Here is a 14,568-nt window from a genome sequence, read left to right on the forward strand (position 1 = left end):
CCGGTGAACACGAACGAACGGCGCACTCCGACGCGGTGCCGGAGTACGCCGCCCGTATGTGGCCCCGCGGATCCACGCCGCCCGTACGTGGCCCCGCGGATCCACGCCGCTCGGCCCCTGCTACCGAGCCTGGCCGTCCTGCCCGCCTCCGAACACCTCCTGGACGAGCCTTTGCGTCGCCTCCTGGAACGCCATCGCCATGGACAGGGCGGCGTCGTCGACGTAGTTCAGCGCGGCGGTCAGGGTCTTGCCGCCGTCGGGCGTGCTGTACATCAGCGCCGCGTGGCCCGCCATGCCGCCGTTGTGGGTGATGACGGTGCCGCCGTTGTCGCCCGCGTCCTGCACGAACACCCCCAGGCCGTAGCCGGCCTTGGGATGCGGCTTGCACATCTCGGCCAGCAGCGGGGCCGGCAGCAGCTTGCCGCTCATCAGGGCGGAGATGAAGGTGTGGAGGTCCCGGGTCGTCGAGATCATGTCTCCGCCGGTGGAGATCCAGGAGGGGTTCTGGCGGGTGACGTCGACCGTCTTCTGCTCGCCGTCCTCCTCGTAGCGGTAGTAGGCGTGGGCGTGCGGCTCGGGGATCTCCGGGCCGGTGCCCGGCAGCACGGTGCCCGACAGCCCGAGCGGCCCCAGGATCCGCCGCTGCATCTCCTCGGCGAGCGAGTGGCCGGTCACCTTCCCGACCAGCAGCCCGGCCAGCACGTAGTTGGTGTTGGAGTAGCTCCAGTCCGTCCCCGGCTCGAACCGCGCCGGCCTGGAGGACGCCAACCGCGCCAGTTCTTCCGGCCGGTAGGTCTTGAACCGGTTGTCCACCCACTCCCGGCCCGCGGTCGTGGCGGGGATGCCCGGCGCGAACGTCCCGTCGTAGTAGTACTCGCCGGTGAAGTTGAACACCCCGCTGGTGTGCTGCAGCAGCATCCGCACCGTGATCCTCGGGTCCAGCCCGAACTCGGGCAGGCAGTCGGCCACCGGATCGTCCAGCCCGATCGTGTCCTCTGCGGCCAGTTGCAGCACCACGGTCGCGGTGAAGGTCTTGGTGTTGCTGCCTATCCGGACATGCCCGTCCACCGGCGGTTTCGCGCTCTCGCCCAGCTTGCGCCTCCCGGCGCCGCCGGCCCATTCGCCCCGCTCGTCGTGCACGCGCACCGTCACCCCGGTGAAACCGGACTCGACCATCTCCTCGATGGCCTTCCGCAGCTCCGGACGGTCCTGGCCGGTGAGAGTGAGGGACATGGATGTGCTCCTTCGGAACTGTCGCGGAAGTCAACTGGACGGACGGGATCGCCTGGCCTGAGGGTGCCCCTCTTACAGGCTGTGGGCGCTGATGTCGCCGTAGGCGGTGGTCGCGTGGATGTCCAGAACGGCGGCGCCGTCGGTGTTCCTGAGCGCGTTGTGGATCCGGCCGTAGGAGGTGCCGGCGTCCAGCGAGGCGGAGACTCCGCGGGCGGCGCCGATCGAGATCGCGCCGTGCTCGGTGCGCAGGGTGACCGTGCCGCGCGCGGCCTCGGCGATGCGGAGGTCGCCCTTCTGGGTGCTGATCCGTGCGGGGCCGCCCAGGCGGCCGACCGTGATGTCGCCGGACTGGAGGGTCAGGTCGGCGCTCGCCGTCTCGTCGAGCTTGACCGTGCCCTGCGCGCCCTCGAAGGTGACGTCGCCGAGCCGTCCGACGCCCCGGAACTCGCCGAGGGCCGCCTTGCCCTCGACGCGGGAGCCGGCGGGCAGCTGGACGGTCAGCTCGATGGCTCCGGAGTTGCCGAGGATCCGGTTCTTCGCCTCCAGGGCCTCGATCCGCAGGACGCCGTCGCCGTACGCGACCTCGATCCGCTCCGCCGCCTTCACGTCGCGGCTCCTGGAGGCGTCCGCGGGCAGGACCTCGACCGTGGTGTCGGTCCGGTCGGCGGCGATGAACCTGATGTGTCCGGCGGGGACGTCGAGGATGACCGAGACCGGGGCGGGGGTGTCGAACTTCTGCATCGTGCGCTCCTTCTGCTGTATCGCGGGCCCCTTCGGCCCGTTGTTTCCGACAACAGAAACGCTACGTTGCATTCGCATGTCTGGCAACGAGTTCGTTGCGCTCCCTCTCTATAACTGCAGCTAGATGCCGTGAAATCATTGCAATGGTCTTGGATTCAACGCAACAGCGCCCATCTGTTCGTTGCACTTGGTTGAAAATGAACGCTACGGTGGAGACACCACGGACCACGAAGGAGACCGCGATGCCGGGAGGCAGACTCACCCAGCAGGAACGCCAGCAGATCGCGCTGGGACTGGCCGACAGCCTCGCCTACGCGGAGATCGCCAGACGCCTCGGCCGCCCGACCTCGACCGTCACACGCGAGGTCATGCGCAACGGCGGCCCCACCGCCTACCGCGCCGACCTGGCCCACCGTGCCACCGAACGCCGCGCCCACCGCCGTCGAAAGGCCGCGCCCCGGGACACCGACACGCCCCCACAGGCCCACGGGCGCGATGCCGAAGCCGTACGCGAGTACGAGGAGACGTTCACCACCGTCTTCATGCAATCGGGCCTGCCCAGGATGACGGCCCGGGTGCTGGCCGCTCTCTACACCACCGACGCCGGCAGCCTCACCGCCGCGGAACTCGCCGGGCACCTCCAGATCAGCCCGGCATCCGTCTCCAAGGCGGTCGCGTTCCTCGAAAGCCAGGGCCTCCTCCGCCGCGAACGCGACGAACGCCGCCGCGAACGCTATGTCGTCGACGACGACGTCATGTACCAGTCCACGATGGCCGCCGCCCGGTCCACCGCCCAGCTCGGCGAGATCGCCCGGCAGGGCGTCGGCATCCTCGGTCCCGGCACCGCGGCCGCCGCCCGCCTGGAGAACATCGCCCGCTTCGTCGACTTCGTCTCCGAGAGCATCGCCCGCGCCGCGGACCAGGCCCGCGAGATCCTCCACACGAAACCCGAGACGGCCTCGGGCAGCGCCACCTGAGCCACCCTCGGGTCGCGGCCGGCCGGCCCCGCTCGGTTCTCGCCGTCCTTGTCACCCGTCGGAAACGGCGGCGCCTCACGCCCGGCGCGCGGGGCGGCCCCGACCATGGACCCCGACATGACCCACGGAGGGCTTCCCGTCCAGGAGGACACGATGGCGCGGCACACCCGGCTGGCGGGCGAGTCCGCGGAGTACCTCGCCGCACGCGAGGAACTCCGCGACGCAGAGATCGACCTCATGCGCCACCGCGAGAGGGTCGCGGCCCTGCGCAGGGCGCTTCCGCAGGGCGCCGCCGTCGACGACTACGTCTTTCTCGAGGACCCCGCCGACCTCGACGCGGGCGACACGCCCGTCCGCGAGGTCAGGCTGAGCGAGCTGTTCACCGGCCCCGGCCGGCCGTTGATCGTCTACCACTTCATGTACGGCAAACGGCAGACCGACCCGTGTCCGATGTGCACTCTGTGGATCGACGGCTTCAACGGCGTCGCCCACCACGTCGCCCGGAACGCCGACCTCGTCGTCGTCGCGGCCGCCGACCCGCCCACCCTGCGCCGGCACGCCCGGGGCCGCGGCTGGTCCCGGCTGCGGCTGCTGAGCACCGGGGACAGCACCTTCAAGTACGACCTGGGAAGCGAGGACGAGGACGGGGTGCAGGACTCCACCGTCTCCGTCTTCACCCGGGACGCGGACGGCACGGTCCACCACTTCTACTCCGCCCACCCGCGCATGTCCGAGGACATCGACCAGCGCGGCATCGACCTCCTCAACCCCGTCTGGCACCTCCTCGACCTGACACCGGGCGGCCGCGGCGACTGGTTCGCGGGCCTGGACTACTGATCGCCGGTGCCTGCCGGGACCGGCGTGAACTCCACGGGCAGGGTGCGCAGGCCCCGCATGATGAGCCCGCCGCGCCACCGCAGGTCGGCCGGATCGGCGGCGAGCCGCAGGTCGGGCAGGCGGGTGAGCAGGGTGGCGAGGGCGGTCTGGCCCTCCAGCCGGGCGAGCGGCGCGCCGAGGCAGTAGTGGATGCCGTGGCCGTATCCGAGGTGCTGGTTGTCGCGGCGGGCGAGGTCCAGCACATCCGGGTCGGCGAACCGCTCCGGGTCCCGGTCCGCCGCCGCGAGCACCACGAGCACCGGGTCCCCCGGCGCGATGTGCTGTCCGCCGATGCTGAGCGGCTCGGTGGCGAACCGCCAGGTGGCCAGCTCCACCGGGCCGTCGTAGCGCAGGAGTTCCTCCACTCCGGTCTCCAGCAGGTCCCTTTCCTTCCGGGCCAGGGAGTCCTGGAGGCGCTCGCGCTGCCCGGGGTGGGTGAGCAGGGCGTAGGTGCCGTTGCCGATGAGGTTGACGGTGGTCTCGAAGCCGGCGAACAGCAGGATGAAGGCCATCGCCGCAGCCTCGTTCTCCGTGAGGTGCTCGCCGTGGTCCGAGGCGCGGATGAGGCCGGAGATGAGGTCCTCGCCGGGCGCGGGCTCGGCGGGCAGCGCCTCGCGCTTCTTGTGGATCAGCTCGGCGAGGTAGCCGCGCATCTTCTTCACGGACCGGGCGACCCCGCCCCGCGGCCCACCACCGTGGCGGATCATCATCCCGGCCCAGTCCCGGAAATCGTCCTGGTCCTCGCGCGGGACGCCGAGCAGGTCGCAGATGGCGTAGATGGGCAGCGGGAAGGCGAACTCGTGGATGAGGTCGGCGGAGCCCTTCGCCGCGAACCGGTCGATGAGGTGGTCGGTCAGCTCCTGCACCCGGGGCGCGAACTCGGCGACCCGGCGCGGGGTGAACGCCTTGCTGACCAGCCGGCGCAGCCGGGTGTGGTCCGGCGGGTCGATGTTCAGCAGATGGGTCATCAGCTCGGCCTTGCGCTCGCCGGGGATGCCCGTCTTGCCCTTGGCGTGCGCGGGCTCGTCGTGATGAGCCGGGTTCTTGCTCAGCCGCTGGTCGGCGAGGGCCTGCTTGGCATCGGCGTACCGGGTGACCAGCCAGGCCTCGACACCGCTGGGCAACCGCGTCCGGTGCACCGGCGCATGCTCGCGCAGCCAGGCGTAGGCGGGGTACGGGTCGGTGGCGAACTCCCAGGTGAACAGGGCGGGTGCGGAGTCCGGGGCCGGGCCGGGGGCGGACTGGGGTTGGGGCTGGTCGGTCACTCCTCGACGGTATCCGGATCCGGGTGGGCCTCCACGTCCCGGTGGGCCTCCGCGTCCCGGTGGCCGCCGGGGGCCGCGCCTATCGCCTCGGGGGCGACTCCCTCCGCCTCCCGGATGGCGTCCCGGTACGCACGCGCCGCCGCGCGCAGGGCCGCCTCCGGGTCCACGCCCTCTGCCTCGGCGCGGGCCGCCAGGGCCAGCAGCTGGTAGCCGATGCCCTCGCCCTGCGGGAGCGGCACGTCCAGGCCCGCCGTGCGCGCGCGGGAGGCGAGCTTGGCGGCGAGGGCCAGGCCGGGCTGGCCGAGCGGGACACCCTCGGTGACCGAGGTGCGCCGCTTCTCCTCGGCCTTGGTGCGCAGCCAGTGCGCCTTGACGTCCTCCGGTGTCTCGGCCTTCTCGTCGCCGAAGACATGCGGGTGGCGGTGGACGAGCTTGGCGACGATGCCGCCGGCCACGTCGTCGACGGAGAACGGCGTCTCCGGGTGCTCCTCGGCGATCCGGGAGTGGAAGACGACCTGGAGCAGGACGTCTCCCAGCTCCTCGCGCAGCTCCTCGCGGTCGCCGGCCTCGATCGCCTCGACCAGTTCGTACGACTCCTCGATGGCGTACTTGGCCAGGCCCTCATGGGTCCGCTGGGAGGACCAGGGGCACTCGGCGCGGATGCGGTCCATGACCTGCACGAGGTCCAGCAGCCGGGCACCGGGCAGGTCGTAGGAGGCCGGGAGCAGTTCCAGCTCGGGCATGGCGACGCGGCCGGAGCCGGCCAGCCGGGCCAGGCCGTCGGTGAGCGCGGGCTCCCCCTCACCGGTGGCCACGACCACCACCGTCCGCCCGCCCGTGCAGGCGTCGACGAGCTCCTGCGCGGTGGGGGACGCCTCCTCGACCGCTATGCCGGCCTCGCGCAGATACGGCAGCTGCGGATGCGCTCCGTCCGCGCACAGCACGGCGTCCGCGGTGCGCAGGGCCTGCCAGGCGGGCCAGGACAGCAGGCCGGGCGCGACGCGGTGGCTGGTGGTGAGCAGGACGATGCGACCGGGGCCGGCGGCGGGGACGAGATCGGGGCTGGATGCGTTCACGATCCGAACGTAACCCACGGCGGCGGGAAGCGGATTCGGTTGTCCACAGGGCGGGGACGGACGTGTGATCGTATGACCGGGCCTGCTCGGCTGCCCGAGCCGGCCCGGCTGCCCGCCGTACCGTTCCGGCGCCCTGACCGGCCCCTCGCTACGCCGTCACCGGCTGCCCGCCCGACGCCGTCGTGACCTCCCGCACCCAGGGTGTCCTGGCGTCCACGCGGCTGCTCTTCTGCACGTCCCAGGTGCCGTAGCGCGGGTTGAGGTCGATGTGGAGTTCCTGGGACGCCTTCGACAGCGCCTTCCAGAAGGCGGGCTGGCTGGTGTCGGTGCCCAGCTGCCGGGCCAGCTTCTGCGCCTCCAGCTGGAGCCGGAGGTTGTCGTTCAGGCGGGCGGGCGCGATGCCGTACTTCTGCAGCCAGGCGGTCTGCAGCCCCTTGGCGCCGCCGGCCTGCTGCTCCAGCCCGGTGCGCATCTGCTGGACCTCCTCGCGGCTGACCGTGATGCCCGCGTCCCGCGCGGCGCGGTGCAGCACCCGGTCGAGGACCATGTTGTGCAGGGTGTCCCGGGTGAGGCTGCTGGTGGAGGCGAGGACCTGCTGGTACTGGGTCTCGTCCGGCACCGCGGCCCGCTGCGCCCTGCGGACCTCGTTGACCCGGCTCTCCAGCTGGGCGACGCTGATCCGCTGCCCTCCCACGACGGCCGCGGCGCCCGGGTGCGCATCGTTTCCGCAGGCGGTCAGCAGGGGTGCCGCGGCGGCGATCGCGGCGGTGAGGACGAGCGCGGTGCGACGGCGGCGGTGCAAGGAAACCTCCCGAGGAGATTGTGCGACGGTGCACAAAGTCTTGCGGTGATCGATGGTAGGCAGCGCCTCAGCTCAGGCCAACCCATTCGACCAACGATTCACCGCGACTTCGGGCACCGCCGCACCGGCGGAACGCCCCCATGTGACGGCCGCACGCCCCGCAGCAGGGCGGGCACGAGGGACGGCAGAGGGCTTGTCCCGCGCGGCGACCGGCCTCAGCCGACGATGGCGACGGGCCCGTCCCACGCGTCACGGTCCACGGTGATCGTGTAGCCGTTGCGCGTCTCCTTGCTGTTCACCATGTACTGGTGACCACGGCTGTGATCGGTGAACTGGGTGGAGCCCCACGGCCAGTCCGTGGTGGTGGTGTACTGCTTGTCCCACAGCGCGTACCAGAGGTTGCCCGGCAGGTCCGTCTTGTCGCCGGCGGTGGCGATCGCCTTGGCGCTGGAGCTGGTGAAGCCGTAGAAGCCGGTGCGGTAGATCTTGGCGCGCAGTTCCTTGTCGAAGGCCCGCACGTACGTCAGCACGGCGTTGTTGCACGACGTGTTGGTGACGTCGTACGGCTCCATGTCGAGGAAGACCGGGCTGCCGGCCTTCATGCCGAGCCCGGACGCCTTGGCCGCCGCGTCGTCCGCATCGGTCTTGCCGAGGGAGGCGGCGGTGGTGGCGCTGAGCTTCTCCGGGTTGGAGCCGGACTGGCAGGGCGGCTGGGCGCCGACGTAGATCGGGATGAGCTTCCAGCCGGTGGAATCGACCGACTTCACCCAGGAGGCGGTGAGGTTGGGCTGGCTGCAGCCTCGGTTCCTGCCGCCGATGTAGACCGCCGCCGCCCCGTAGAAGCCGGTGTGCCAGGCCTTCATCGCCGACAGGGAGGGCGCGGCGCAGGTGTCGAACGCGTGGCCGGTGAACGTCTTCTGCGCCGGCCAGGTGGTGGCGGCCATGGAGGTCTGCGCGGCGATTCCGGCGCCGGCGACCACGGCTGCTCCGGCCACCGCCCACGTGATGAATCTGCGCTTCTTCGACTGCCGATGGCCGGCCATGGAATCCACCCCTGTCGTACGTGCCTGGCAAAGAGAAGCGCAACCTATCCGGCGCCGATCAAGCCTTCGGGCAACCCAATCCCCTGACGATCACAAAGTTCTGCCAGGGAACGGTAAAGAACTATCCGCGCACCTGCCCGAGCCACTGCAGGGTGCGCCGGATCTCCATGGCCATCGGATAGCCGGGGCCGTGCAGCCGCTCGACGTCCATCAGCAGCCGGGCGAGGGTGTCGTGGGCGGACGGCCGGTCGCCGAGAGCGAGCAGGAGATGGCCGATGCGCCGGCGGACGTCGTGGGCGAGCTGCGGGTCGCCGGAAACGTACTGGTTCTCGTAGTACGGCAGCAGCGCGCGGTACTCGGCGAGGGCCGCCGCCGGCTGGCCCAGCTGCTCCAGGCACTGCGCGGCCTCGTAGCGGTAGCGCAGGGACTGCGGGTCGGCCTGGCCGGCCTCGGCGGCGCGTTCGTCGGCGAGCCTGCGCAGTTCGGGCAGCGCGCGCCGGTACTGGCCGTCGTCCATGAGCGTGGCCGCGTACTGCTTGCGCAGGGTGCGCACGACCGGGGAGTGCTCGCCGTGCTGCTCGGCGGCGGCGGGCAGGATCGCGCCCAGGATGTCCACGGCCTGGGTGATGCGCCCCTCCCCGAGCAGGCGCTTGACCTCGTCGACGGCGGCGGCGACATCGGGCTTCCCGGCCACCTGCGGGGCCGGCGCAACGGGGGCGGGCTGGGGCGCGGGGGTCCGCGCTCGGTCCGGCCAGGGGGCGTGTGGGCGCAGGAAGGGGCGCGTGGGATCCAAGGGCGCCCCGGTGGGCGTCCCCCGCGCGGGCAGGAGCGCCGCCAGGTCCTCGTACACCTCCTGCGCGGACGCCGGCCGGTGCTGCGGGTCCTTGGCGAGCAGCCGCAGCACGAGCGTCTCCAGCGCCTCAGGGACCTCGGGGCGGATACGCCGCACGGGCAGCGGGGGCTCGTACAGGTGCCGGTGCAGCACCCCGAGCGCCGTGGAGCCCGCGAACGGCACGTCGCCGCTGAGCAGTTCGTGCATCAGCACACCGAGCGCGTACAGGTCGGTGTACGGGCCGACCGCGCCGCCCATCGCCTGCTCCGGCGCCATGTACGCGGGCGAGCCGATCGGGGAGCCGGTGTGGGTCAGGCGGGTGGTGTCCGTGTCCATCACCGAGGCCACGCCCAGGTCGAGCACGGTGACCGTGCCGTCCTGCTTCACCATCACGTTGCGCGGCTTGAGGTCGCGGTGCACGATCGGCACCGCGTGCACGGCGCTCAGCACGGCGCACAGCTGCGCGGCCACCGCGACCGCCCACTGCCACGGGTACGGGTCGTGCTCGGCGAGATGGTCGGACAGGTCGGCGCCGTCGACGTACTGCATGACGAGGAACAGTTCCTCGCCCTCACTGCCCGCGTCGTGCACGGTCACCAGGCCTGGGTGGTCCACCTGCGCGGTCACCCGGCACTCGCGCATGAACCGGCGGCGCAGCTCGTCCGCCTCCTGGCCCGCCACCTTGTCGGGGCGCAGCAGCTTGACCGCCACGCGCCGGTCGAGCCGCCGGTCGTACGCCGTCCACACCTGGCCCATGCCGCCCTGACCGATGAGCGTGGACAGTTCGTACCGGCCGGCGACCACACGTCCTGCCGCCCCGCTCACCTTCCGCCCTCGTGACCGTCGTGCCGCCCGTCGTGCGGGCCGTCGTGCCGGCCGTCGTGCCGACCGTCGTGTTGGCGCAGGTAGTCGCTCAGCTCGTCCAGTTCGGCGCGGACCTGCTCGATGTGGGTGGGCGCCGGGCGCTGGGGCGGATGGGGCGCGGGTATGTGGGGCATCGGGGGCGCGACGTACGGGGGTTGCGGCGTGCTCGGCGTGCTCGGCCTGCTCGGCCTGCTCGTAGCGGTGAACGGCGAGGCGGGCTGGGGGTACCCGTAGCCCGGACCCAACGGCACCTGCCCGGCGTGAGCCTGGCGGAGCCGATGGAAGTGGCCTATGTCCGCGTAGAGGTAGTAGGCGACGCAGGCGACGGCGTTCAGTAGCAACATGCTCATGCCCAGCGAGCCGTTCGCCGAGCTGAAGTCGTCGGTGTGGTCGGTGCTGAAGAGCGCGAAGCAGATGCCGAGGACGGTCACGGAGGCGCCGAAGAACCACCACTCGGCGGGCCTGCGGGTCACGATGGCCGCGCGCAGCGGCGCCACCCACGCCAGGAATCCGATGCTGAGGAGCGCCACCGCCACGAAGATCACGCGCAGCACGACCAGCACCCCGGTCGAGGGTGGCTGCGGCGGAGGCGGCGCGTAGCCGGGGCCTTGCATGGCTGCTCCTGGAGGCCTGATGCGTGCGGACGTGTGTGCTGAGTCCGAGCGTATAGGCCGCCGAGGACAGCCGGTCCCGGGTGTACCGAACCGTTGCCGCGCTCCGGGTCCTCAGTCCGGTGCCACCGTCCCGTCCGTCAGCCCGTCGTACATCCCGCGCACGAGTTGTTCCCCGAGCCGGCTCGCGTGGCGCAGTGCCCGCTCGAACTCGTCGAGTGCGCGGAAGCGCGCGCCGTAGCGCCGCTGTTCGTCCAGCGGGAGCCGGGGCAGCTGCAGACGGCGCACGTCCAGGCGGGTCGCGGTGGAGGCGTAGCTGCTGGCCTGCCGGTTGTTCGCGGTGCCGCGCAGGAACCCGGCGAGGAACCACGGGTCGAGCGCCGTGCGATCGGGGCGCAGCAGCACGAGGTTGCGCCCGAGGGCGGCGCCCCCCGTCGCGTCGTCGATCACGCGGGCCATCGAGCCGCCGCCCATCACCGGTACGACGACGTCGCCCGGCTCGGTCAGCACCGCCTCCTCCTCGCTCTCCGGAAGCGTCCCGGAGGGCGCCGTGCCGACGAGCACGTCGTGGTCGGTGAGCACGGGCACGCGCGCGTGACCGCCGTTTCCGCCGGTGCGCATCATCAGCGCGCCCCCGCGCGCGAGTTCACCGATGGTGGTGAGCGGCCAACGCCCGCCCGGCGCGGGGGCAGCGGGCGGCGGCGTGAGCTCGGCGGTCAGGCGCAGGGTCTCACCGAGGCGCTCGCGCACCGCCGAAAGCTGCTCCGCGCCGTCGGCCACGGCCGCCGGCGGCAGATGGCGGGCGGGGGCGAGGTCGACGTCGTCGTCGAGGAGTTCGATGACCGGCACGGAACGCGCGAGCCCCGGCCGCTCCGCCAACCGCCCCCCGCGCTCGAAGGCGCGCCAGGCGTCCAGGACGGTCTCGCGCACCGCCGGCCAGTCCGGGCCGCCGCGCCCCTCCCCGGCGAACCTCCCGGTGTCCACGAGCAGCACCTCGGGCGACGCCGGCGTCCGGTCGGGCCGGCGCAGCACCCACACGTGCAGCGGGATGCTGTACGGCGGTGCCGCCCCGACCGGCAGCGCGACCACGGCCCGGAGCGCGCCCCGGCGCAGCAGATCGGCGCGGATCCGGCGCCCGGAACGACGGGAGGCGGCGGCCGGCGGCATCAGCAGGACCGCCGTACCGCCGTCGGCCAGCCGGGCGAGCGCGTGCTGCACCCAGGCCAGTTCGGACTCGGTGCGGGCCGGGAAGCCGTACTCCCAGCGGGGGTCGTAGGCGAGTTCGTCGTGGCCCCAGTTGCGCTCGTTGAACGGCGGATGGCACAGCACCGCGTCGGCGCGCAGCTCGGGGTGGGCGTCGGCGCGCAGGGTGTCACCGGCGGCACCGCGCACGTCGGCCCGGGAGTGCAGCGCGAGCCGCAGCGCGGTGAGCGCGGCCAGGTCGGGTGCGCTGTCCTGGGCGTAGAGCTCCTGGTCGGGGCGGGTGTCGACGGCTCGCAGCAGGGCGCCGGTGCCGCAGGCGGGGTCCAGCACGGTACGGGCGGGGCCGGCCAGGTCGGCCATGAGACCGGCGAGTTCGGCTGGGGTGAGCGTGTACTGGCGGGGGTTGGCGTCCAGGTGCCGGCCGAGCAGGAACTCGAAGGCCTGCCGCGCCCCGATCTCGGCGGCCAGTTCGGCCGCGCCGCGCAGGAGCGGAGCGGAAAGGAGGAGCTGCGGGCCGGTGGGGGTGCGGAGGGCGGGGGTGTGCGGGGCGGGGGTGCCTGGGGTGGCCGTGGGGGTGCCCGCGGTGGTTGTGGGGGTGGCGTCAACGGCGGCGGGGTTGTGAACGACTGGTGGGGTGTTCACAGGCTGGCCGGGCGGTGAGAAGTTCACACCGGATGTCGTGAGCGCCGGATTCACACCGCGCCCCGACGCATCCGCGTTCACACCGGCTGCCGCGGAGCCTGCGTTCACGCCTCCCACCTCGCCGGACGTGTTCACAGCAGAACCCGCGCCCGCGGACCGCCGGCCGTGCGCCGCCCGCCCCGGCACGCTGCCGAAACGCGCTGTGAGCACCTGCTCCAGCGCGCCCGGCAGCATCGCGGCGAGGCGCGCGTCGGAGCCGGCGCTCGCGTCGAGCCAGACGGTGGGGCGCTCGTGGATCAGCAGCAGGGCACAGCCCGCGCGCACCAGGGCGGTCAGCGGGCCCTCGGGATGTCCCACGAGCTGTTGCCAGACGCGTTCGCGCAGCGGGACCTCGGCGAGTTTGCCCTGCTTGCGCAGCCAGGCCTCGACCTCGGCGAGCGCGAAGGAGGGACTGGCCTCGGTGCCGCCGACCGGCTTGGGGAAATCGGCGTGCCGGCGGCGCCAGTTGCTGACGGCGGCCCGGCCCACTCCGGCGAGCCGGGCGATTCCGGCCGCGGTCACCTCTGTCGCGTTGTCCTGCACCGGCCCGCTCCCCTCGTCCCGTGTGACGCCGAGCATACCGGCGTACACAAGATACATGCATTCACGGCGTGTACGCATCCTATTCCGTGAACCGTGTTGACTCGGTTAACAGGCTCTGTTCTTATTGACCCAGCGAACGAGCGGCCACCGGAGGGGGAGGCCGCCGCTTTGGGGAGGGATTCGCCATGGGCATCAAGGCCAAGGTCTCGCTGGGCGCCGTCGTGGGGGTCGCGGTCATCGCTGCCGTGTCGGCGAACGCCGGCAGCAAGGGCAAGGACGGCGGTTCCGGCGGCAGCGACAAGGGCTCGTCCGCCTCCGCCGAGCACGCCCCCGGCGGCGCGAAGGGCAAGAAGGACTCGGGGGCCGGCCAGGCGGCCGGGAAGAAGAAGGCCGCCATCGCCGGCGACGGCGAGTACCAGGTCGGCTCGGACGTGAAGCCGGGCACGTACCGCACGACCGGCAACTCCGACGACATGTGCTATTGGGAGCGCGCCAAGAACGCCAAGGGTGAAACGGACTCGCTGCTGGCCAACGACAACGTCACCGGCACGAGTTATGTGACCATCAAGCCCACCGACAAGATCTTCAAGTCCAGCGGCTGCAAGGACTGGGAGGCCGTCGACCCGAAGGCGAAGGGCACGCCCGCCTCCTCGGTGGACGGCGACGGCGGCATGTACAAGGTCGGCACGGACATCGCGCCGGGCACCTACAAGTCGACCGGGAACACCGCCGACGACAACTGCTACTGGGAGCGCACCAAGGACGCCGAGCACGGCCTGAACTCGCTCATCGCCAACGACAACGTGACCGGCACGGCCGTCGTCACCATCAGCCCGGGCGACGCCTACTTCAAGACCACGGGCTGCGGCGAATGGAAGAAGGCGGGCTGAGCCGGCCCTTCCCATCGCCGCTCACCCCACATCGCCACCGCCGCTCACCCCCACATCGCTCACCGCACCTGTCCCACCGGCTCCGGCTGCCCGGGCACCGCCCCGCGCGGCCGGACCCGGTTCCGGGCCCCGTACGGCATGCCGTACACACTTCCCCCGTCACACCACCTGCTGAAGGACTGTCATGCGTCTCTCCCCCCGTGCCGCCACCCTGCTCGCCGTCGCGGCGCTCCCGCTGGCCCTCACCGCCTGCTCCGCCGGCTCCTCCTCCGGCACCGGCGGCGCGGGCGCCAAGCCGGCCGAGGCGAAGGACCTGAACGCCGGTCTGCCCACCGGTACGCGGTTGAAGGGCGCGCTGGCACCCGCGCCGGCCTTCCCCGCCGGGCTCAAGCTGGAGTCCGACGGCTCCGCGGACACCGGCAGCCAGTTCCTCTCGCCGTCCGCCAGGCGCACCGCGAAGCCGGACTGCACCAGGCTGGGGGGCACCTCCTGGATCCAGGTGACCGGTTACAAGGGGGGCGTGTCGTTCGCGCAGAACGACTACGCGAACCACGACAAGACCCAGGAGGTCGCCCAGGAGATAGACGCGTTCCAGGGCACCACCGCGAGCTCGGTGCTGAAGCAGCTGCAGACCGTCGCCGGCGAGTGCGCCACGTTCACGGACACCGACACGCACGCCACGGTGAAGGTCACGGGCAAGTCCACGTCCGGGCTCGGGGACGAGGCCTACACGATGACGCTGACGAGCGGCGCCTGGCAGAACGGCACCACGCTGATCGCGGCCCGCTCCGGCAACTCCTTGGTCACCGTGCTGTCCACGGCGGGCACCGACAACGGCGCCGCGTCCGCGAAGAAGGTGACGACGACGGTCCTCGCGGCGCTGAAGAAGGGGTGAAGCCGGGCGGCCAGGCCTGACCACCGGCTCTCCAGT

At 72.2% G+C, this 14,568-nt stretch carries 13 protein-coding genes; 4 read left to right on the forward strand and 9 right to left on the reverse strand.

All coding sequences use genetic code 11. The features are described 5' to 3' along the window. Nucleotides 1-120: 120 nt before the first annotated feature. Both ACZ5NH_RS30670 and ACZ5NH_RS30675 read right to left on the reverse strand, forming a co-directional pair. Nucleotides 121-1,233, reverse strand: a complete 1,113-nt coding sequence (locus ACZ5NH_RS30670; RefSeq protein WP_468779787.1) for a serine hydrolase domain-containing protein — start codon at nucleotides 1,231-1,233, stop codon at nucleotides 121-123. 72 nt (nucleotides 1,234-1,305) lie between these two features. After that, the gene (locus tag ACZ5NH_RS30675; protein ID WP_468779789.1) at nucleotides 1,306-1,974 is read right to left on the reverse strand and encodes a DUF4097 family beta strand repeat-containing protein; all 669 of its coding nucleotides are present in this window, start codon (nucleotides 1,972-1,974) and stop codon (nucleotides 1,306-1,308) included. A gap of 242 nt (nucleotides 1,975-2,216) precedes the next feature. Between ACZ5NH_RS30675 and ACZ5NH_RS30680 the strand changes: the two genes are divergently transcribed. Next, a complete protein-coding gene (locus ACZ5NH_RS30680; protein ID WP_468779791.1) occupies nucleotides 2,217-2,951 on the forward strand; it encodes a GbsR/MarR family transcriptional regulator in 735 nt (244 codons plus the stop codon). A gap of 117 nt (nucleotides 2,952-3,068) precedes the next feature. Then, nucleotides 3,069-3,788: a DUF899 family protein gene (locus ACZ5NH_RS30685; protein WP_468779793.1), complete on the forward strand. Its 720-nt coding sequence runs from the start codon at nucleotides 3,069-3,071 to the stop codon at nucleotides 3,786-3,788. On the opposite strand, the gene ACZ5NH_RS30690 is transcribed toward ACZ5NH_RS30685, so the two are convergent. The 7 genes from ACZ5NH_RS30690 to ACZ5NH_RS30720 all read right to left on the reverse strand — a co-directional run bounded on the left by ACZ5NH_RS30690 (nucleotide 3,782) and on the right by ACZ5NH_RS30720 (nucleotide 12,747). Continuing rightward, on the reverse strand, nucleotides 3,782-5,092 hold the full coding sequence (locus ACZ5NH_RS30690; protein ID WP_468779795.1) for a cytochrome P450 family protein: 1,311 nt from the start codon (nucleotides 5,090-5,092) through the stop codon (nucleotides 3,782-3,784). The two genes, ACZ5NH_RS30685 and ACZ5NH_RS30690, sit on opposite strands and share 7 nt — an antisense overlap. Continuing rightward, entirely contained in the window at nucleotides 5,089-6,168 is a 1,080-nt protein-coding gene (locus tag ACZ5NH_RS30695) for a nucleoside triphosphate pyrophosphohydrolase (protein WP_388632010.1), read from the reverse strand. The genes ACZ5NH_RS30690 and ACZ5NH_RS30695 overlap by 4 nt, the downstream gene beginning before the upstream one ends. Nucleotides 6,169-6,316: 148 nt before the next feature. Beyond that, a complete protein-coding gene (locus ACZ5NH_RS30700; protein WP_451555028.1) occupies nucleotides 6,317-6,970 on the reverse strand; it encodes a SurA N-terminal domain-containing protein in 654 nt (217 codons plus the stop codon). Between the two features lie 215 nt (nucleotides 6,971-7,185). Further along, nucleotides 7,186-8,013: a glycoside hydrolase domain-containing protein gene (locus tag ACZ5NH_RS30705; RefSeq protein WP_468779798.1), complete on the reverse strand. Its 828-nt coding sequence runs from the start codon at nucleotides 8,011-8,013 to the stop codon at nucleotides 7,186-7,188. Between the two features lie 121 nt (nucleotides 8,014-8,134). Further along, nucleotides 8,135-9,649 carry a protein kinase domain-containing protein gene (locus ACZ5NH_RS30710; RefSeq protein WP_468779951.1) on the reverse strand — a complete coding sequence of 505 codons (1,515 nt, stop codon included), beginning with the start codon at nucleotides 9,647-9,649 and terminating at the stop codon, nucleotides 8,135-8,137. Nucleotides 9,650-9,666: 17 nt separating this feature from the next. Continuing rightward, a complete protein-coding gene (locus ACZ5NH_RS30715; RefSeq protein ID WP_468779800.1) occupies nucleotides 9,667-10,323 on the reverse strand; it encodes a hypothetical protein in 657 nt (218 codons plus the stop codon). A 111-nt stretch (nucleotides 10,324-10,434) separates the two neighbouring features. Beyond that, nucleotides 10,435-12,747 (reverse strand): N-6 DNA methylase, encoded by a 2,313-nt coding sequence (locus tag ACZ5NH_RS30720; RefSeq protein ID WP_468779802.1) that lies wholly within the window; start codon nucleotides 12,745-12,747, stop codon nucleotides 10,435-10,437. Between the two features lie 185 nt (nucleotides 12,748-12,932). Between ACZ5NH_RS30720 and ACZ5NH_RS30725 the strand changes: the two genes are divergently transcribed. Both ACZ5NH_RS30725 and ACZ5NH_RS30730 read left to right on the forward strand, forming a co-directional pair. After that, nucleotides 12,933-13,637: a hypothetical protein gene (locus ACZ5NH_RS30725; protein ID WP_468779803.1), complete on the forward strand. Its 705-nt coding sequence runs from the start codon at nucleotides 12,933-12,935 to the stop codon at nucleotides 13,635-13,637. Nucleotides 13,638-13,821: 184 nt separating this feature from the next. Beyond that, nucleotides 13,822-14,532 carry a hypothetical protein gene (locus ACZ5NH_RS30730; protein WP_468779805.1) on the forward strand — a complete coding sequence of 237 codons (711 nt, stop codon included), beginning with the start codon at nucleotides 13,822-13,824 and terminating at the stop codon, nucleotides 14,530-14,532. Nucleotides 14,533-14,568: the final 36 nt, after the last annotated feature.

The sequence above is a fragment of the Streptomyces sp. NPDC031426 genome, assembly GCF_055581585.1.

Coding starts and splice junctions, on each gene's coding strand:
- ACZ5NH_RS30705 (WP_468779798.1), bottom strand. CDS start 8,013: ATGGCCGGCCATCGGCAGTCGAAGAAGCGCAGATTCATCACGTGGGCG.
- ACZ5NH_RS30675 (WP_468779789.1), bottom strand. CDS start 1,974: ATGCAGAAGTTCGACACCCCCGCCCCGGTCTCGGTCATCCTCGACGTC.
- ACZ5NH_RS30725 (WP_468779803.1), top strand. CDS start 12,933: ATGGGCATCAAGGCCAAGGTCTCGCTGGGCGCCGTCGTGGGGGTCGCG.
- ACZ5NH_RS30670 (WP_468779787.1), bottom strand. CDS start 1,233: ATGTCCCTCACTCTCACCGGCCAGGACCGTCCGGAGCTGCGGAAGGCC.
- ACZ5NH_RS30730 (WP_468779805.1), top strand. CDS start 13,822: ATGCGTCTCTCCCCCCGTGCCGCCACCCTGCTCGCCGTCGCGGCGCTC.
- ACZ5NH_RS30685 (WP_468779793.1), top strand. CDS start 3,069: ATGACCCACGGAGGGCTTCCCGTCCAGGAGGACACGATGGCGCGGCAC.
- ACZ5NH_RS30715 (WP_468779800.1), bottom strand. CDS start 10,323: ATGCAAGGCCCCGGCTACGCGCCGCCTCCGCCGCAGCCACCCTCGACC.
- ACZ5NH_RS30680 (WP_468779791.1), top strand. CDS start 2,217: ATGCCGGGAGGCAGACTCACCCAGCAGGAACGCCAGCAGATCGCGCTG.